Origin of the sequence: Gordonia metallireducens (genome assembly GCF_021245825.1) — a bacterium.
Taxonomy (GTDB): Bacteria; Actinomycetota; Actinomycetes; order Mycobacteriales; family Mycobacteriaceae; genus Gordonia; species Gordonia namibiensis.
Map to the genome: position 1 here is coordinate 188575 of NZ_JAJQJP010000017.1, position 17393 is coordinate 205967.

Annotated in this window: 16 protein-coding genes; 8 read left to right on the forward strand and 8 right to left on the reverse strand. The window is 65.8% G+C overall.

Features of this window, described 5'->3' with window-relative positions:
• Positions 1-34 precede the first annotated feature (34 nt).
• Entirely contained in the window at positions 35-631 is a 597-nt protein-coding gene (locus tag LQD00_RS22870; RefSeq protein WP_406566961.1) for a TetR/AcrR family transcriptional regulator, read from the reverse strand.
• 41 nt (positions 632-672) lie between these two features.
• Between LQD00_RS22870 and zapE the strand changes: the two genes are divergently transcribed.
• On the forward strand, positions 673-1776 hold the full coding sequence (gene zapE / locus LQD00_RS05790; protein ID WP_269784672.1) for a cell division protein ZapE: 1104 nt from the start codon (positions 673-675) through the stop codon (positions 1774-1776).
• A gap of 451 nt (positions 1777-2227) precedes the next feature.
• Here the strand turns inward: zapE and LQD00_RS05795 are convergent, their stop codons facing one another.
• The 3 genes from LQD00_RS05795 to LQD00_RS05805 form a co-directional block, all read right to left on the reverse strand.
• Positions 2228-4294 (reverse strand): tyrosine-type recombinase/integrase, encoded by a 2067-nt coding sequence (locus LQD00_RS05795; protein ID WP_232716055.1) that lies wholly within the window; start codon positions 4292-4294, stop codon positions 2228-2230.
• Positions 4295-4658: 364 nt separating this feature from the next.
• Positions 4659-5858 carry a tyrosine-type recombinase/integrase gene (locus LQD00_RS05800; protein WP_232716056.1) on the reverse strand — a complete coding sequence of 400 codons (1200 nt, stop codon included), beginning with the start codon at positions 5856-5858 and terminating at the stop codon, positions 4659-4661.
• A gap of 73 nt (positions 5859-5931) precedes the next feature.
• Positions 5932-6360, reverse strand: a complete 429-nt coding sequence (locus LQD00_RS05805; protein WP_232716057.1) for a hypothetical protein — start codon at positions 6358-6360, stop codon at positions 5932-5934.
• 73 nt (positions 6361-6433) lie between these two features.
• Between LQD00_RS05805 and LQD00_RS05810 the strand changes: the two genes are divergently transcribed.
• The 6 genes from LQD00_RS05810 to mnhG are packed head-to-tail and all read left to right on the forward strand — an operon-like array spanning position 6434 to position 13165.
• Positions 6434-9412 (forward strand): Na+/H+ antiporter subunit A, encoded by a 2979-nt coding sequence (locus LQD00_RS05810; protein WP_232716058.1) that lies wholly within the window; start codon positions 6434-6436, stop codon positions 9410-9412.
• On the forward strand, positions 9409-10101 hold the full coding sequence (locus LQD00_RS05815; RefSeq protein WP_232716059.1) for a Na(+)/H(+) antiporter subunit C: 693 nt from the start codon (positions 9409-9411) through the stop codon (positions 10099-10101). The genes LQD00_RS05810 and LQD00_RS05815 overlap by 4 nt, the downstream gene beginning before the upstream one ends.
• The gene (locus LQD00_RS05820) at positions 10098-11711 is read left to right on the forward strand and encodes a Na+/H+ antiporter subunit D (RefSeq protein ID WP_232716060.1); all 1614 of its coding nucleotides are present in this window, start codon (positions 10098-10100) and stop codon (positions 11709-11711) included. The genes LQD00_RS05815 and LQD00_RS05820 overlap by 4 nt, the downstream gene beginning before the upstream one ends.
• A complete protein-coding gene (locus tag LQD00_RS05825; protein ID WP_232716061.1) occupies positions 11708-12562 on the forward strand; it encodes a Na+/H+ antiporter subunit E in 855 nt (284 codons plus the stop codon). Before LQD00_RS05820 ends, LQD00_RS05825 begins: the two co-directional genes overlap by 4 nt.
• Positions 12559-12822, forward strand: coding sequence for a monovalent cation/H+ antiporter complex subunit F (locus LQD00_RS05830; protein WP_232716062.1), 264 nt, complete (start codon positions 12559-12561; stop codon positions 12820-12822). Before LQD00_RS05825 ends, LQD00_RS05830 begins: the two co-directional genes overlap by 4 nt.
• A gap of 10 nt (positions 12823-12832) precedes the next feature.
• The gene (mnhG, locus tag LQD00_RS05835; protein ID WP_006867329.1) at positions 12833-13165 is read left to right on the forward strand and encodes a monovalent cation/H(+) antiporter subunit G; all 333 of its coding nucleotides are present in this window, start codon (positions 12833-12835) and stop codon (positions 13163-13165) included.
• A gap of 270 nt (positions 13166-13435) precedes the next feature.
• Here mnhG and LQD00_RS05840 read toward each other — a convergent pair whose 3' ends face one another.
• From LQD00_RS05840 to LQD00_RS05855, 4 genes are all read right to left on the reverse strand, one after another.
• Complete coding sequence (locus LQD00_RS05840; RefSeq protein ID WP_232716063.1) at positions 13436-14557, reverse strand: glutamate--cysteine ligase; 1122 nt, start codon at positions 14555-14557, stop codon at positions 13436-13438.
• A gap of 32 nt (positions 14558-14589) precedes the next feature.
• Positions 14590-15270, reverse strand: coding sequence for a superoxide dismutase family protein (locus LQD00_RS05845; RefSeq protein WP_232716064.1), 681 nt, complete (start codon positions 15268-15270; stop codon positions 14590-14592).
• 138 nt (positions 15271-15408) lie between these two features.
• Positions 15409-15897: a LytR C-terminal domain-containing protein gene (locus LQD00_RS05850; RefSeq protein WP_006867332.1), complete on the reverse strand. Its 489-nt coding sequence runs from the start codon at positions 15895-15897 to the stop codon at positions 15409-15411.
• Between the two features lie 47 nt (positions 15898-15944).
• Positions 15945-16289, reverse strand: coding sequence for a DUF3263 domain-containing protein (locus LQD00_RS05855; RefSeq protein ID WP_005199114.1), 345 nt, complete (start codon positions 16287-16289; stop codon positions 15945-15947).
• 250 nt (positions 16290-16539) lie between these two features.
• Between LQD00_RS05855 and LQD00_RS05860 the strand changes: the two genes are divergently transcribed.
• Positions 16540-17382: a lipase family alpha/beta hydrolase gene (locus LQD00_RS05860; protein ID WP_232716065.1), complete on the forward strand. Its 843-nt coding sequence runs from the start codon at positions 16540-16542 to the stop codon at positions 17380-17382.
• Positions 17383-17393 lie beyond the last annotated feature (11 nt).

The window sequence follows — 17393 nt, forward strand, 5'->3', positions numbered from 1 at the left end:
CACACTCTGCCCAACCGGACTCTCTCGCGGCGCGTTATCGCCGCCCAGTGAGTGCGTCGATCCACAGGCGAATGGAAACCTGGAGTGTCTCAGGATGACCGGTGATGGAAGTGCCAGCGTCGACTATCCGTGCCGCGAAAGCGTGGGTGAACACAAGCCCCTCGAGCAGGCTGATCAGGTCGCGGGCTGCAGTCGGAGGGTCTGGCGCGCCCAGGACACCCAGCAGTTCAGTCGCTGCTGACAGTGAGAACAGGCACGATGCCAAGCCCTCTCGTAGTTCATTATCACCCACCGCATCGGCCAGTAGCGCGTACCGAGCAAGTACGTCCCTACGTCGTTCCACCAGAAGCGTTTCAACCTGGGCTGCGATCAGAGTTGCCGCTTCCAGGGACGTTTCCGGAGGACGTGATGGGACAGCATCGAGGAAGTGCTCACGGGATCGGCGCGTCAGGTGCGCGATGGCGGCCGACACCAAGGCGTGACGGGTTCGGTAGTAGTACGAGGTCGATCCCCGGGCCAACCCGAGGCGTGCGTCGATTCCTTGGTGTGTAAGCGCGTGGTTGCCACCCTCGGCCGCGAGGTCCAAAGCGGCCTCGCAGATAAGGACACGGCGTGAGCGACGGTGAGACATGTCTCCATCTTCGCAAACCTCTACGATGTTAGAGTTTCGGCATGTGCTGGACACGCCGAGCTTCACGATCAAGCCGCACCGGACTCATTGACCCCGCCACATTCGACAGAGCGGCAAAAGATCTCGGATTCACCCTCGACGATGCACAACGGCGGGCGGCCGACGCACTCCTGGCCGCGGATCGAAACCTGTATCTGTGGGGCCCCGTCGGGCGGGGAAAGAGCTGGTTGATGGCAACGTACTTCGCTGCGCTGCCGACCAAGCGCAAGCTGCGAATTCACTTCCACGAATTCTTCCGCGACCTGCACCTGGCCATCCGAAGAAACAACAACGACCTTCCGGCAGCCCTCGACGACCTCCTCGGTGACCTGGATGTGGTGTGCTTCGACGAGTTTCACGTTCACGACCCCGCGGATGGCATCTTCATCACCCGCCTTATGCCCGCGCTTCTCGATCGGAAGATCCAGGTCATTCTGACCTCGAACTACCCTCCACAATCCTTGCTGCCCAACCCGCTGTTCCACAACGACTTCGTGCCCACGATCGAGTTGATCGAACGGTCTCTAACGGTCGTCACAGTCGACGGCCCCGTCGACTACCGAACCACCTCCGACCACGCGGCTGGGTTCGCCGCCGGTTCGTGGGTCACCCCCGGCATACCCGAACAGCTGGAGCGCCTTGGCCTCCATCCGCCGACTCCCGACGAACACCAGACACTCAAGCCAGCCGGACATTCCATTCACGTCCGCCGCGCCGCGAACGGATGCATGTGGATCGACTTCGCCGACCTGTGCGAGAAGACCACTGCCCCAGTCGATTACCTCGCGATGGCGCGAGACTTCACGAAGTGGGTGATCAGTGGTGTACCGGATCTTCGAACCGCAGGCCACGAACCGGCGCAACGCTTCGCCAACGTCATCGACGTGCTCTACGACCGCGATGTCCCCACAGTGTTCCTAGCAACTGCGCCACTGGACACCCTCGCCGACGGCGCGCAACTCCCTGTCGACATCGAACGAATCAAAAGCCGACTCGGTCAACTTGCCCGCATCGAACCCGACACAACGGAGGTCGAGATTGCCCCGGAGCAAGCCACAATTCCGCCCCGATCCAATACCGGCGGGCCGTATCTACCGACTACCTGACGCGAATCGAAATCCCAGCCGTGGTGACGCTGCCCACCAATGACTCACAGCGGCACCAGGACCGCAATCTGCGGTGGCGCAGCATCCATCTAACGACACCCTGCGCCAGCAGGTTTGCCCACCGGCGTTTCGGACCGCCGCTCACCAGGTGGTAGAGGACGTAGCTCACAAAGCAGAGCACCAGGCTCACGCAGAGTGCGAGAAGGATGTCCAAGAAGATCACCTTCGGTGCTCAGATGCCACCGAACCCGCAGCCGTAGGTGATGCCCACCGAGGGCAACCTGGAATATCACTGTCCCGCCGGGTCGAGGCCGCAGACCACGTAAGTAGGTCACCGGTTGCACGCGCCCGTTCGCTGAGAATCCGGCATTCGGCCATGGTGCCCCAGATTCCCGTCTTGATGGCACTACGCATTGATGGCGGTGGCTCCGACGCTCAGCTCAGCCGAACATCACGATCCAGAAAGGCGTGTAGGGATACTCAGAGCAACAGTGCGACTGTCGTGCGCAAGTCGTCGGGCGTCATCACGCTTGCCGCGTAGGCACGTCAGCGTGCGATCGATCCCCTCGATTTCGCCCAGCCAGCGCTCGTCGACGGCGCGTTGTTTGCGGGCGAGTAGGTCGGCTTCGAGTTCGTCGAGGCGGCCGACCATCTTCGGGTTGACGTGGAGCTGGCTGCATCGCAGGCACGCGTGCTCGTGTTGACAGCCGGTTCCGTAGGGGCGGCCGCATGATCCGAGTTCGACTTTGCGTTTGTCGAAATGCTCCTCGAACTCCGCCCATTCCTCATCGGTTGTGGGGCGGTATTCCTCCTGGGGGCGCAGGGTTCGTCGGCGGTCCAGGAACTGTTGAACGTGTTGGATCACGTGTTCTTCGAAGACTGCGACGTATCCCTGTGTGGTTTGGAGGTTGAGGTGGCCGAGTAGCGCCGCGCCGATGTGGATCGGCAGGCCGTTGTTCACGAGGTCCGTGATGAATAGGCGTCTGAAGTCGTGGGGGGTGAAGTGAAGGTCTTGGAAGGCCGGGTTGGTCTCGGCGAGGAGTTGGCACTGCTTCTTGATGTTGTTCAGGACGGTTGCCGGGCTGGTTACCCTGCGGACTTCTCCGATCTGACGTTGGAACAGGTGCGGCATCGGCGGCGTCCAGACTCGCTCGTGTCCGTCGTAGCGCGGCAGCGACGGGATCGGCCCCTGAGCGGTCTGACGAGTGATGACTCTCGCGATGACGTGGAACAGCTCAGCGGACATGGGGATGACTCGTTCCCGGTCGGTCTTGGATGGCGCGATGACGAGCAGCGCGATGACTTCACCGTTGGGGCGTTGGTATTGGCGGATGCTGGTGTGTGCGAGCTCGACCAGTTCCTCGACACGGATTCCTGTGTGGCGTAGTACCTCGACGTGCGCCCAGTCCCAGAAGGCGGATTCCTCTTCTTCGTGGATCTTGCGGATGCGCCCGGTTGCGTGGTCGCGGCCGCGCACGATCGGGAACGTGTCGTCCCTGCTCTGCCGGTCTTGGCGTTCGTCCGGGCGGGTGTACGTCCGGCCCGCGTGGGTGAACTCTGCGCCGAGTGGGGTATCCCGCGCGGTCTCGTAGAGTTTGCGGACGTCGACGTACCGATCGTCGACGTGCGCGATGAGCGCTGGAAGCAAGGGTTGGAGCTGGCGGGTCCGGTCGGTCATGCGTTCTTTGATTCGGCGTCGTTGCGCCCCCATTCCTCGGAGGTCCGACGGTGGGATGGGGCACGGTGCCGCCCATCTCCCCCAACGTTCCGGTTCCTCGATCGCCCAGCTCTGGATATCCAAGTAGAACGCGCGCACCGGCAACAGGACACTCTGACCGCCATCGACCCGAGGGGTGCCATCGCGGCGCAGACGGATGTGGGTTCGCCACTGGTCGTACAGTTCGGGTGGGATCGTCAGGCTTCGGTGTCCTGGCGCTAGTTGTTCGATCGTGGCCCAGAAGCGTCCGGCGATCGCACGGGCGAGACCATCGCGTGTGTTGTAGTCGGTGTCGTTTTGCCGGCGCAGCAGGTAGTCGATAATCAGCTGCCGTATCTCGGGGTCACGGACACCATAGTGGTCGACCATCTGCTCCGGCGTCCGTTGCCCCTTGTAGATGAAGCTCCGCAGCGTGGGCGGTGTGTCCGGCGGGAAGTGTCCCATCTGGTGCAGGATCTCCCAGGCCAATAGGCCGGCGAAGCGGTTGCTGCCGGTGCGGGCGCCGACGACGAGGTCATGTCGACGGCATTCGTTCGCGTAGTGGAGCAGCCCTTCTGGTGTCAGATCCGTCAGGGAGATGCCCTGGGTGGTCAGTGCGCAGGACACGTCGAACAACGCTCGGTCCTGGTGACGGGTACCGGCCCGTATCTGTCGAGCCTGATCGAAGAACTTGTCCAGCAACGGATCTTGCTGTGATCGACGAAAGAGCGTGGCGTAGTCGACGAACTTGTTGGCGCGGAATGCCGACAGCGATGGCTTGATCACTCGCATCAGCAGCAGTGATTTGAGTCCGTAGGTCATGTCGTAGCCGTGGTACTTGGTGTCGGCGAGGTCGGAGACCGGTCGTGGGAGGTCGTCCAGCCCGCTGGCCTCCCATCGTTGTTGCCAGGTCTCGCCGGTGAACTCGGAGAGGTGGTTCAGCAATCTCCTGGTGCCTCGGCGACGCTTACCGAGCGATTTGCCCATCGCTCCGAACGTTGGAGACCCGGCCAACTCGACGAGTTCCTCGATCGACGCCTGGGCGAGGTCTCCGAATGGGAGCACTGGACCGGACGGCGTCGATGGGCTCGGGGAGGTTGTGTCGACGGCGAAGCGCGATCGTCTCGCACGGTCTGCGTCATCGACCCGGAGCGACGGAGACCGCCGATTGCGCATGGTGTAGCTCTCAGCCACCGAACACCGCCTTGATGTCCTCTTCCGCGTATCCCGCGGAGTACGCCGGCGTTGGCCGGGGCCGATTGTAGTGCTCCTGCAGTTTGTCGAAGATGTCCTCTACCCTCACGGCGGTATAGCGTCCGGTGGTCTCGATGCTGGCGTGCCGCAGCACTGCTTGCACATCTGTCAAAGTCAGGCCCGGGTCGTTGGCCATTCTTGTTGCGGCTGTGTGCCGTAGGTCGTGCAGCGTCCAGTTGGTGCCGAGCGTGTCGTTGGCCCGCTGTAGTACACGCCGCATTGCCCAGTACGACAGTGCGCGCTTGTCACCTCGACGGGTCCGCCACAATGGCTCGCCGGCAGCCGGGATCCCGTCGGCGTCCAGATACTTGGCCAGGTAGCGCAACGCTTCCGCAGAGACAGGAACAGGCTGCCGGATCCGTGTCCCCTTGGACGTCACATACATCTGGCTAGCTGCCCAATCGACATCGGCGACTCCGACGCCGAGAAGTTCACTAGCCCGGGCACCGCTCGAGACATAGGCCAACAGGAGTGCGCGATCGCGATCACACGTCATCGCCGCAACCAACTCGTCCCACAAAGCGTCCGGAATCGCACGAGGCGGGGCCTGAACGACCCGTTGCCGCAATCTGGCACGCCTGATCTGCGGCGTGACCTCGAGCGGGCTGCGGTGAGCGAGCGCCGAACGACGAGACCGCGACGAGGGCACCGGATTGACGACTGGCCCACGCCCACAATGCGCATGGAACGCATAGAAACCGTGGACCACGCTCAACGCATGGTTGATCGTTCTGGGCGAATAGCCCTCCCCCAGTACTGGTTTCCCAGTTCGAGCGTTGACGGTTCCGGGAACCGATCCAGAGCGTCGCAGCCGTTGCCGTTGAGGATTGGGCGCGGACTTCAGCCAACCGACGAGAACATCGACCTCGCTCCCGGTTGCTCGGTCCCACTCGACGTCGAGCATCCACAGCAGCCGGAACCACCGCAACAGGTCGTAGCCGTAACTCCGGCAGGTCAACGGGCTGACATCACTCAGTGCCAGATCACGCAAATACTGTGTGATCGGCTCCACCTCCGCACCAGCATGGTCCACCACGACGTACGGCGGAAACCTTGTCTCAGCCGCGGACACCGCGCCGATCCGATCGCAGTCGACCTGGCCCTCCATCAATTGCCTTCGCAGTTCCGACATGCACCAGCTCCTTAATCCGGGACGCTGGCCATCTTGGGCCAACGTCGATTGGTGCAGTCAACTATTCAAGTACCTATTCGGCGTTGACCAGATAGAACACCGATGCGCCGCCACCGGCAGCCTGTGGCGAGGCGCCGATCTGGACCCAGTAGGTCGATCCGCCCTTGCTCGCGGACAGCACGGCGACGGACTGGCCGCCCTCGGTGGAACGATGAGATTCGACGTACCCGGCGTCGGTCAGCTTCGTCGTCGCCGCCTCGAGCTGGTTGCCGGCGTTCGCCGGCCCCTGGACGGTGACCTCCCAGCCGTCGGCCCGGGTGCCGCTCGCGGACAGGACATGGCCGTCGATCAGCGGCACCTGTGTGACCGGGAAGTCAGAGGGCAGCGGGACACCGTCCGGACCTGCCTGTTCCTCGTCGCCGCACCCCGCCAGAACGCCTCCGACCACGACGATCGATGCGAATACCACAAGTAGGCGCCAGAGCCAGTCGAACCGGAACATACGGGCAACGGTAAAGTAGTTCCCGCGGGTGATCGCCCGTGACACCCCGCCGGGAGAAAGACGGAGTGCCCTTTTGATTTCTGTGTTGGCTGCGTTGGCAGTGTGCGCACTGATTGCGCCCGCAGTCATCCATTGGATCGGCACCCGAGGTTTCTACATCCTCGCGCTCGCGCCTCTCGGCGCCCTGATCTGGGTGATCTCCCACTGGCCCGCCCCCGAGGCCGACCGCGCCGTCGTCGAGACGGTGAGCTGGGTTCCGTCGCTGCAGATGGACATCGTCACCCGGTTCGACACGCTCACAGCCATCCTGTCGGTCCTGATCCTCGGCGTCGGCGCCCTCGTGCTCTGCTACTGCGCCCACTACTTCGACGACGCCCGCCCGCGCGTCGCATTGTTCGGCGGCGAGATGGTCGCCTTCGCCGGCGCCATGTTCGGCCTGGTCATCTCCGACAACATGCTCGTGCTCTACGTGTTCTGGGAGCTCACGACCGTCCTGTCGTTCATGCTCGTCGGCTTCTACAACGTTCGCGCGACGGCCCGCCGCTCGGCCACCCAGGCGCTGCTGGTCACCACCTTCGGCGGGCTGGCCATGCTCGTGGGCATCATCATGCTGGGAGAACGGTCCGGCACCTACCTGCTCTCCGAGATCGTCTCGGCACCGCCGACCGGCGTCTACGTCGACATCGCGATCGTTCTGTTGCTCATCGGCGCGCTCAGCAAGTCGGCCATCGTCCCGTTCCACTTCTGGCTCCCGGGCGCCATGGCCGCACCCACCCCGGTCAGCGCTTACCTGCATGCCGCGGCGATGGTGAAAGCCGGAATCTATCTGATCGCGCGCCTGGCCCCGGGCTTCTCCGCCACCGCCAGCTGGCAGATCGCCGTCGTCGGCCTCGGTGCGCTGACGATGGTCCTCGGCGGCTGGCGTTCGCTGCGTGAACTCGACCTGAAGCTCATCCTCGCCTTCGGCACCGTGTCCCAGCTGGGATTCATGGCCGTGCTCGTCGGCATCGGCGACGCGAACGTGGCCATGGCCGGTCTCGCCATGCTCGTCGCGCACGCCATGTTCAAGGCGTCACTGTTCATGGTCGTCGGCATCATCGACCACGCGACCGGTACCCGCGACATCCGCAAACTCGCCCGTCTCGGACACCGCCTGCCGGTACTCGCCGCCACCGCCGCGCTCGCCGGCGCGAGCATGGCCGGTATCCCGTTCACCTTCGGGTTCATCGGCAAGGAGACCGCTTTCGCGTCGGTCTGGGACACCGGGGCCCTCGACCCCTGGCAGGCCCACACCGTCGACATCGTCCTGCTGGTCGGATCGATCCTCACCTGCGCGTACACGCTCCGCTTCCTGTGGGGTGCGTTCGGACGCAAGGTACGCAACACCCCCAGCCCGGCCGTGGCGAAGATGCACGCCCCCGCCTGGGCCTTCTACATCTCCCCAGTCGTCCTCGCGGTCGCCGGCGTGGTCGCCGGATTCGTCAGCGGCCCCATCGGCGCGCTCTTCGAGCCCTACGCCGAAACCCTGAACGGCTACGGGCACGAGCTCGAACACCTCGCGCTGTGGCACGGGTTCGGACTCCCGGTGATCTTCTCGATCATCGTGATCGTCGGCGGTGCCATCGCCTTCCTCGGCATCCGCAGGATCCGCGACCGCGTCTTCGGCTTCCGGCCGGTGCTCAACGCCGACCGCATCTACGACGCCGCGCTGCGGTCGGCCGACACCATCTCGTTGCTTCTCACGCGCAACACCCAGCGCGGATCGCTGCCGATCACCCAGGGCATCATCCTCTGCACGGCGATCCTGCTGCCGACGATCGTGCTGTTCGTCGGCGCGCGCGACCAGCTGCAGATCGACTACGACGCCACCGCGCCCCAGTTCGTCATCGGCGGCATCATGATCGCCGCGGCCCTCGCCGCGGTCGTCCTGCGCAACCGCCTCGCCGCCACACTGCTCGTCGGTATCACCGGTTACGGCTCCGGCATGCTCTTCGCCCTCTACGGTGCTCCCGACCTCGCGCTCACCCAGTTCCTGGTCGAGACACTGACTCTGGTCATCTTCGTTCTCGTCCTGCGCAAGCTGCCCGCCGAGCCCGAGAAGCGGCACGCCACCGGCTTCAAGCCCCTACGCGCGCTGATCGGCCTCGCCTTCGGCGCCATGCTCGTGGTGATCGGCCTGTACGCGGCGTCCGCACGCTCGACGGAACCGCTGCACGTCGACCTCCCCGAGGCCGCCTACAAGTACGGCCACGGCGCGAACGCGGTGAACGTCCTGCTGGTCGACATCCGCGCCTGGGACACGCTCGGCGAGGTGTCCGTGCTGATCGCCGCCGCGACCGGCGTCGCCTCGATGGTGTTCCGCAACCGACGCTTCGGCGCGGCTCCACGCGTCGCAGACGCCGCCCGGCTGCAGGCCGGTATCAGCGGCAGCGACCCCGATGACGACGAGGATCAGATCCCACCGGACCGCACGACCTGGCTGCTCGGTTCTGGTCTGCGCGATCCGCGCCATCGGTCGATGGTCCTCGAGGCCACCACCCGACTGCTGTTCCCGACGATGGTGGTCCTGTCGGTCTACTTCTTCTATGCCGGTCACAACTCGCCGGGCGGCGGCTTCGCGGGCGGTCTCACCATGGGTCTCGCGCTGGTCCTGCGCTACCTGGCGGGCGGCCGCTACGAACTGGGCGAGGCCCTGCCCATCGAACCGGGTCGCATCCTCGGTGCGGGCCTGGCGATCTCCGCGGCCACCGCGGTCACCTCGATGTTCTTCGGGGCGCCTGCTCTGTCGTCGGCGGTCTTCGAGATCACCGTCCCCGTCCTCGGCGAGATCAAGCTGGTCACCGCTCTGTTCTTCGACCTCGGCATCTACCTGATCGTGATCGGCCTGGTGCTCGACGTGCTGCGCAGCCTCGGAGCCCGCCTCGACGTCGAGACGACGATCGCGCGCACTCCGGTCCGCACCCAGGGAGATGATCCGACGGCGATCCCCGCCGAGTCCGACGAGCCGACAGCCGAGAACGTTCCGACGGGAGAGGAAGAGGTGGCCCGATGAGCACCAACCTCCCACTTCTCCTCGTGGTCGGGGTCATGGCCGCCTGCGGCGTCTACCTGTTGATGGAACGCAGCCTGGTCCGGATGCTGTTCGGCCTGCTCCTGGCCGGCAACTCACTCAACCTGTTGATCATCGTGGTGTCCGGCGGGATGGGGAATCCGCCGATCCTGGGCCGGTCGTCGGAGAACCGTGCCACCGATGCCGACCCGCTCGCCCAGGGAATGGTCCTGACCGCGATCGTCATCACCATGGGCGTCGCGGCCTTCGTTCTCGCCCTGGTCTACCGGCTGTTCGTGATCAACCGCGACGACGACGACCTCGAGGACGACGTCGAGGACGTCAAGATCAAGACCGGCACGCTGGACACGGCCCCCGACCGCGACCGCAGCGACGACCCGGTCACCCTGTCCGACACCGCGAGCGGCGACTACTTCGACGACTCGGGCAACCCCCTCTCCCCCGAGGAGGTCGCCGAACGGCATGCGGCACTGCACGAGACCGACATCATGCCGACCGACTCCGATGACGTCGTCGACGAGATCGGGTCCGACGACACCGAGGACGACCCCGACCTCGTGGGCGACAAGATCCCCGAGGACGAATCCGACGACCCGAAGGTCATCGGGGCCTCCGGGGAGAAGGTCGACACCGACGACGCCGAACACGATTCCGAAGGGGGTGACCGATGATTCCGCAGCCGTCCTGGATTCCCGTCCTGATCACGCTGCCGACGCTGGTCCCCCTCGGCGCCGCCGCGCTGTCGCTGCTGCTCGGCCGCAGCCCGCGGTTCCAGCGCGTGGTCGCCATCGCCGCGATCTCCGTGGCCTTCATCGCGTCGTGTCTGCTGCTCTTCCTGACCGACCGGCACGGCACCTTCGCGGTCGCCATCGGCGGGTGGGGTGACAAGGGCTATCCGAACGGTCCTCTCGGCATCACGCTGGTCGTCGACCAACTCGCCGCCCTGATGCTGGTCGTCTCGACGATCGTGCTGCTCTGCGTCATCGTGTACGCCATCGGTCAGGGTATCCGTGACGGCACAGCCCAGCAGCCGACGTCGATCTTCCTGCCGACCTACCTCATCCTCACCGCGGGTGTCTGCAACGCCTTCCTGGCCGGCGACCTGTTCAACCTGTACGTCTCCTTCGAGGTGCTCCTCACCGCGAGCTTCGTGCTGCTCACGCTGGGCGCCAGCGAGGAACGCGTCCGCGCCGGCGCGTCGTACGTGATGGTGTCGATGGTGTCGTCGCTGATCTTCCTGGCCGGCATCGCTTTCGCCTACGCCACCACGGGCACGCTGAACCTCGCAGAGATGGCGGTCCGCCTCGACGACGTCTCCAGTGGCACCCGCAACGCGCTCTACGCCGTCCTGCTCGTGGCATTCGGCATCAAGGCCGCGGTCTTCCCGCTGTCGACGTGGCTGCCCGACTCCTACCCGACCGCACCCGCCCCGGTCACCGCCGTGTTCGCGGGCCTGCTCACCAAGGTCGGTGTGTACGCGATCGTCCGTGCCCACACGCTGCTGTTCCCCGGCGGGTCGATGGACACGGTGCTGATGGTCGCGGGTCTGCTGACGATGATCGTGGGCATCTTCGGTGCGATCGCCCAGTCCGACATCAAACGTCTGCTGTCGTTCACCCTCGTCAGCCACATCGGTTACATGGTCTTCGGCATCGCCCTGTCGTCGGAATTGGGGATGTCGGCGGCGATCTACTACGTCGCCCACCACATCCTCGTCCAGACCACGTTGTTCCTGGTGGTGGGGCTCATCGAACGCCAGGCGGGATCGGCGTCGCTGCGCCGCCTCGGCGGCCTGATCGCCAGCCCCGTCCTCGCCATACTGTTCCTCGTCCCGGCGCTCAACCTGGGCGGCATCCCGCCGTTCTCCGGCTTCATCGGCAAGGTCGCGCTCCTCGAGGCCGGCGCGCAGAACGGTTCGGTGCTGGCCTGGATTCTGGTGGCCGGCTCGGTCGTCACCAGCCTTCTCACGCTGTACGTGGTGGCCCGCATCTGGACCAAGGGCTTCTGGCGGCCGCGTGCCGACGCCCCCGAGGGCGAACTCGCCGACCAGGGACCGTCCGCACTCATCGACGAACGCGACGACGGCGCCTTCTCCGAACGCGAGGACGTCGGCCGCATGCCGGCGATGATGGTCCTCCCCACGTTCGCGATGGTCGTCGCCGGTCTGGTGCTCACCGTGTGGGCCGGGCCGATCTTCGACTTCACCGACAGTGCCGCGACCGACGTCGTCCACCGCGGCGTGTACGTCGAGGCCGTATTGGGCGGAGGTGAATCACGGTGACTTCCGGAGAACAACCCACCGGGAAACACGAACAGAGTGCCCGGACCACGGCACCCAGACGACGCGCGCCGGTGGTGTCCACCAAGGGACCCGTGCTGTCGCTGGTGATCAACACCTGGCGGGTGTCCCTGCTCTTCATCTTCTGGCACTTCGTCAGTGCGCTGGTGTGGCTGCGCAATCACACACGCATACCCAAGTGGCTCGGCAGCGACAGCCGTGAGGTCGGCGTCCGGCTGTGGACCATCGCCTGGCTGACCTTCGTCTGGGTGTTGTTGTGGGGCACCGTCTCCTGGGCCAACGTCATCGGCGGTGTGGTCCTCGCGGTCGCCGTGCTCACCGTGCTGCCGCTGCCGCGTGTCCCCGTCGAGGGTCGCATCCACCCGCTGTCGGTGGCCCAACTCGTCGTACGGCTCGTCGCCGACTTCTTCGTGTCCAGCCTGCAGATCGGCTGGATGGCCATCCGCCCCGGCCGGCCGCCGCTCGGCGCCGTGGTGCGTGTTCGGGTCGCGATCAAGTCCGACATGGTCCTCACCCTCGCCGTCGACTACCTGAACCTCGTGCCCGGCACGATGGTGCTCGAGATCGACCACCGCCGTCGCATGCTGTACGTCCACGTCTTCGACGTCCGGTCGGAGAAGAAGGTGCGCGCGTTCTACGACCAGGTCGCCTACGTCGAGCGCATGTTCATCAAGGCCTTCGAGCGCGACAGCGAATGGCATCCCAGCCCATACCACGGCATCGACGAGGACTTCCATCACGTGCGGCCCATCCAACCGGTCGCCGGCGCGCAGTCGGCGGACATCCCGACCGCGACGACGGAGACCTCCCGCCCGGATCGAGGTGAGTCATGAGCGTCGTGTGGACGATCGCGGCGACGATGCTTCTCGTCGCCGCCATCCTGACGATGATCGCCATCCTGCGCGGACCGTCGACGCTGGACCGTCTGGTCTCGCTCGACGTTCTCATCGCGCTGTGCATGTGCGGTCTCGGTGTGTGGGCGGCCTACAGCCTCGATTCGACGGTCGTGCCGGCCATCGTCGCGTTGTCGCTGCTGAGCTTCGTGGGATCGGTGGCGATCGCCCGTTTCCGAGTGCGAGATGACCAGACATGACGGTGCAGAAATGATTGTGGACATCATCAGCGGGACGCTGATCCTCACCGGCTGCCTCATGGCCGTCACCGCCGCCATCGGCCTGGTGCGGTTCCCGGACACGCTGAGCCGCATGCACGCTGCCACCAAGCCGCAGACCTTCGGACTGCTGTGCATCCTGATCGGCGCGGTGGTCCGCCTCGGCGACAACGTCGACAGCGGCATGCTCATCCTGGCGGGGCTCTTCGCCCTGATCACCGCACCGGTGGTCGCACACCGGATCGGACGCCTCGCCTACCAGGAACAGCGCGCCCGCGACGGCCTCATGGAGGAGCGCGACCTGGAGTCACCCGACCGGGATTGACCCCGCTTCCTGAGTAGCCCCGGAGCTTGCGGAGGGCTCTTACTCTCTGCTCCCTGAGTAGCCCCGGAGCTTGCGGAGGGCTCGCACTCTCTGCTCCCTGAGTAGCCCCGGAGCTTGCGGAGGGCTCGCACTCTCTGCTCCCTGAGTAGCCCCGGCAGCTTACGAAGGGCTCTTACTCTCTGCTCCCTGAGTAGCCCCGGAGCTTGCGGAGGGCTCGCACTCTCTGCTCCCTGAGTAGCCCCGGAGCTTGCGGAGGGGCGTATCGAAGGGTCAGTCCAGCTCGGACACCACCGATGCGACGACGTCGCGCATCGAGTGGGTGTCGCGGTACACCGCGCGCTGCCGCTGATAGCTGGCGCCCTGCGCGATGATGCGCTCCACGCCGGCGAGTTCGTCGACGCAACCGAGGTCGCGTGCGATCGGCTGGAGGCGTTCGAGCAGCCGGTGCAGATCGTCGGTGACGAGTTCCTCCCGGCACTGCCCGTCGAGGATGACGATGGCCTCGAGGCCGTATCGCGCTGCACGCCACTTGTTCTCCTGGACCAGCCAGGGGGCCATCGTCGGCAGGGTCTCCCCCGCCGAGAACCGACGGTCGAGATCGACGACGAGACAATGGATCAGCGCGACGATCGCGGAGAGCTCACCGAGGTTGGTCATGCCGTCGCAGACGCGGACCTCGATGGTGCCGAGATGCGGTGACGGGCGGATGTCCCAACGGATCTCGTTGAGGTGGTCGATGATGCCGGTGGTCTTCTGGTCGGCGACGAAGGCCTCGAACTGGTCCCAGGTCTCGAACTGGAAGGGCAGGCCTGCGGTCGGGAGCTGCTGGAACATCATCGCGCGGTTGCTGGCGTAGCCGGTGTCCTGGCCGGCCCACATCGGCGACGAGGAGGACAGCGCCAGCAGGTGCGGGTAGTAGTTCAGCAGCGAGTCGAGGATCGGGAGCACCTTGTCGCGGTGGCTGATCCCGACGTGGACGTGGACGCCCCAGATGAGCATCTGCCGACCCCACCACTGGGTGCGCTCGATCAGTTCGGCGTAGCGGTGACCTTCGGTCAGCAGCTGCGTCGAGTATTCGGCGAAGGGATGCGTGCCGGCGCCGTAGAGGTCGACGCCGAGTTCCTCGGTGAGCACACGGACCACGCCGAGCGTGTCGGTGAGGTCCGCGATGGCCTCACCGGTGGTCCGGCAGATGCCGGTCACCAGTTCGACGGTGTTGCGGAGCAACTCTTGGTGGATCTTCCCCAGGCGTTCGGGGTGGTGCTCCTCGACCGAGGCGAAGAGCGCTGCCGCCGAGTTCGACAGATCGCCGGTGACCTTGTCGGTCAGCGCGAATTCCCATTCGACCCCGAGGGTGGGGGTCGGCGATCCGTCGAACTCGATCGGTGACATGGACGGCCGCGATCGCTGCCGGACCGCGGGGCCTAGCTCTTCTCTTCGATGACGCCGCAGGCGATCCGGGAGCCGGCGTCACCGGTCTTCAGGGTGTCTTCCTTCGGTCCGCCCGGGTACTTGTCGGCCGGGATGTTGCCGAAGTTGTCGGCCTTCTCGTGGATCATGATGGCCTTGCCGAAGATCTGCTCCAGCTTCACCGCGTCGGTGGTGGTGACCGTACGACCGGTGTGGTCCTCGAGGATGTTGATCGAGACCAGGTCACCGCTCGACGGGTGGCTGGTGTTGCCGTCGACCTGCAGGTGTCCGCCGGCCGAGGTGAAGGCCTGTGCGCCACCGGAACCGGCGTCGCAGGTGCCGTTCTCGTGGATGTGCATGCCGTGGAAGCCGGCGGGGAGGTCACCGTCGGTGACGCGCACGCTGACCGTGACCGGACCATCGCTCTCGGACTCCGCCGAGAAGGTGGCCTCGCCGACGACATTGCCATCGGTGTCCTTGATCTCGGCGACCGCGATCTGACCGCTGGGCTCGCCGTCGACGTCGTCGGCAGCGCCCGGGGGCAGCGGCTTGTCGGAGACCACCGGCGGCGTCGTGCCGGGGACATCCGTGGGGTTCTGGTCGGGGCTGCAACCGGCCAGGGCCAGCCCGATCAGGCCCGCGGAAGCCAGCGCGGCGAGCGCGCGCGACGCGGTGATGTTCGAACGTCCGGACATGTCACTCCTTGATCACTGTCACCGGGGCTGCGCCCGGTTCGGGGCGGTTCACTGGGCGTCGGCCCAACGGTGCGCGACGACTACACCGCGCGCGGTTGAAGTTGTGTGATTGCTATGACGATAGTCCGGCCGCGTGCGTCACGATCCACTGACCGCGGTCACCACGATCACCGGGACCCCGCCCTTGCACCGGGTGAACGAGCTGGGGCGTTCCTCGACAGAGACCGTGCCGCCCAATGCCTCCGCGAGTTCGTCGGCCTGGGCCTTGTCTGAGTCCGAGTCGTAGAAGATCGTGTTCTCGCTGAAGCCGCCGGCGGTGTAGTTGCCGGGCTGGGCCATCGTGTAGCCCTTCTCCTTCAGCAGGTCGCTCACGTCCGAGGCGAGTCCGGACACCTGGCCGGCGTTGATCACGCACACCCGCTTCGTCGTCGACGCCGCCGAGGTCGACGACGAGGTGGTGGAGGCGGGTGTCTGGGTGGCGGTCGCGGTGGTCTCCGTGGCCTGGGGTTCGCTTCCCGACGTCGCCGCGGAATGCCAGCCGAGCCCGATGAAGACGACGGCCACTGCGAAGAGCATCATCGCCCCCGCGCGCAGCGGCAGGCGATTGGGCTCACGGTCTGCATTCATCACCGACGACCTTAACGCACCTCGGGTGGCTGACCGGGGTCAGCGTCTCAGGTGATCTCGAAGCCGAGACGGCGCGCGGCGCGGGCCTTCTGGCGCGACGCACGCAGACGGCGGAGTCGCTTGACGAGCATGGGATCCGCTGCCAGTGCCTCCGGACGGTCGACCAGCGCGTTGAGCACCTGGTAGTACCGGGTCGCCGACAGACCGAACAGTTCCTTGATGGCTTCTTCCTTGGCGCCGGCGTACTTCCACCACTGCCGCTCGAAGGCGAGGATGTCGTGTTCCCTGCGCGTCAGGCCGTCTGCGCCGACCTCGTGCGGGTCGAGCTGGGCTCCGTTGTCGGGGGTGGGTTGATCGCCGTCGTTCTGGCTACGCGCGGTTGCGCCGTCCATCTCACTCCCTCACCGATAAACCTGATGACACTCACACCGCCGCTGATGTGCCGGACCGATTGTTCGAATCCGAATCGGACAACCCTGACACGACAACGAATCACAACGGTGTGGTTCGGAGACAATCTAACCACGGTCACGCCATCCGATCGCGCTGTGACTCGCCACGACGCACGGTCGGTCGGAACTGTGTGTGAGCTGTCGCTGTTAGCCTCACCTCACCACGTTCGCATCGATCCGGGGGAATCGGATGTTCTCAGTGCTCACACGCGGTCTCACCGCTCTGTCCGGTGGGGTCGGGATCACGACCCTGGCACTCGCCGCGTCGACGGTACTCGCCGCCCCGACGACGGCTGAACCGGGCGGAACGAGCACCCGTGTGGTGGTGATCGTCCCCGGACAGCAGCTCTACGCCGACGAGGGCCAGAACGAGGAGACCTTCCGCCCGCTCGCGGATGCGATCCGGGCCGCCGGACACCGTGTCGTGTACGCGCACGCCGGCGGGAAGAACGTGGCCGACGACGCCCGTCTGATCAAGGACGTCGTCGAACCACTCGCCGCGGACGCCGCGTCGATCGACATCGTCGCGCACAGCGCGGGCGGTCTAGGCGCGCGCCACTATCTGAAGTTCCTCGGTGGCGCAGCCCTGGTCGGCGAGTATGTGGCGATCGGCACGGCCCAGTACGGCTCGCCCGGCGGATGCTCGCAGCCGCGCGACGCCGGCTACGACACCTGCATGTACGCCGACGCGATCAAGCGGCTCAACGAGGGCCCCGACGCCCCCGGGCCGACCCGCTACTCGGTGGTCCAGAGTGACGGCGAGTGGACCGACGGCCGGCTCGACGGCACCGCACAATGCCGCGCCTACGCACCGGTTCCGCTGGCCAACACCGGTTTCGACCATGCCATCGAGATGCGTGAACCGACGATCGTCTCGCGGGTCGTGACGTCCCTGCGCGGCGGCTGTGCCGGTCAGGTCGTCACCGACCCCGTCGACGGTTTCGACTGGCAGTCGACCCTCTTCCCGGGCATCCCCGGGCCGGCGGGCGATGCCGTCCGCGACGCCGTACCCGGAGTCGTTCCGGCGCCCTGAGCAGCGATAGG

Coding starts and splice junctions, on each gene's coding strand:
- LQD00_RS05860 (WP_232716065.1), top strand. CDS start 16,540: ATGTTCTCAGTGCTCACACGCGGTCTCACCGCTCTGTCCGGTGGGGTC.
- LQD00_RS05800 (WP_232716056.1), bottom strand. CDS start 5,858: ATGTCGGAACTGCGAAGGCAATTGATGGAGGGCCAGGTCGACTGCGAT.
- LQD00_RS05855 (WP_005199114.1), bottom strand. CDS start 16,289: ATGGACGGCGCAACCGCGCGTAGCCAGAACGACGGCGATCAACCCACC.
- LQD00_RS05845 (WP_232716064.1), bottom strand. CDS start 15,270: ATGTCCGGACGTTCGAACATCACCGCGTCGCGCGCGCTCGCCGCGCTG.
- LQD00_RS05820 (WP_232716060.1), top strand. CDS start 10,098: ATGATTCCGCAGCCGTCCTGGATTCCCGTCCTGATCACGCTGCCGACG.
- mnhG (WP_006867329.1), top strand. CDS start 12,833: ATGATTGTGGACATCATCAGCGGGACGCTGATCCTCACCGGCTGCCTC.
- LQD00_RS05805 (WP_232716057.1), bottom strand. CDS start 6,360: ATGTTCCGGTTCGACTGGCTCTGGCGCCTACTTGTGGTATTCGCATCG.
- LQD00_RS05850 (WP_006867332.1), bottom strand. CDS start 15,897: ATGAATGCAGACCGTGAGCCCAATCGCCTGCCGCTGCGCGCGGGGGCG.
- LQD00_RS22870 (WP_406566961.1), bottom strand. CDS start 631: ATGTCTCACCGTCGCTCACGCCGTGTCCTTATCTGCGAGGCCGCTTTG.
- LQD00_RS05815 (WP_232716059.1), top strand. CDS start 9,409: ATGAGCACCAACCTCCCACTTCTCCTCGTGGTCGGGGTCATGGCCGCC.
- LQD00_RS05795 (WP_232716055.1), bottom strand. CDS start 4,294: ATGACCTACGGACTCAAATCACTGCTGCTGATGCGAGTGATCAAGCCA.
- LQD00_RS05840 (WP_232716063.1), bottom strand. CDS start 14,557: ATGTCACCGATCGAGTTCGACGGATCGCCGACCCCCACCCTCGGGGTC.
- LQD00_RS05830 (WP_232716062.1), top strand. CDS start 12,559: ATGAGCGTCGTGTGGACGATCGCGGCGACGATGCTTCTCGTCGCCGCC.
- zapE (WP_269784672.1), top strand. CDS start 673: ATGTGCTGGACACGCCGAGCTTCACGATCAAGCCGCACCGGACTCATT.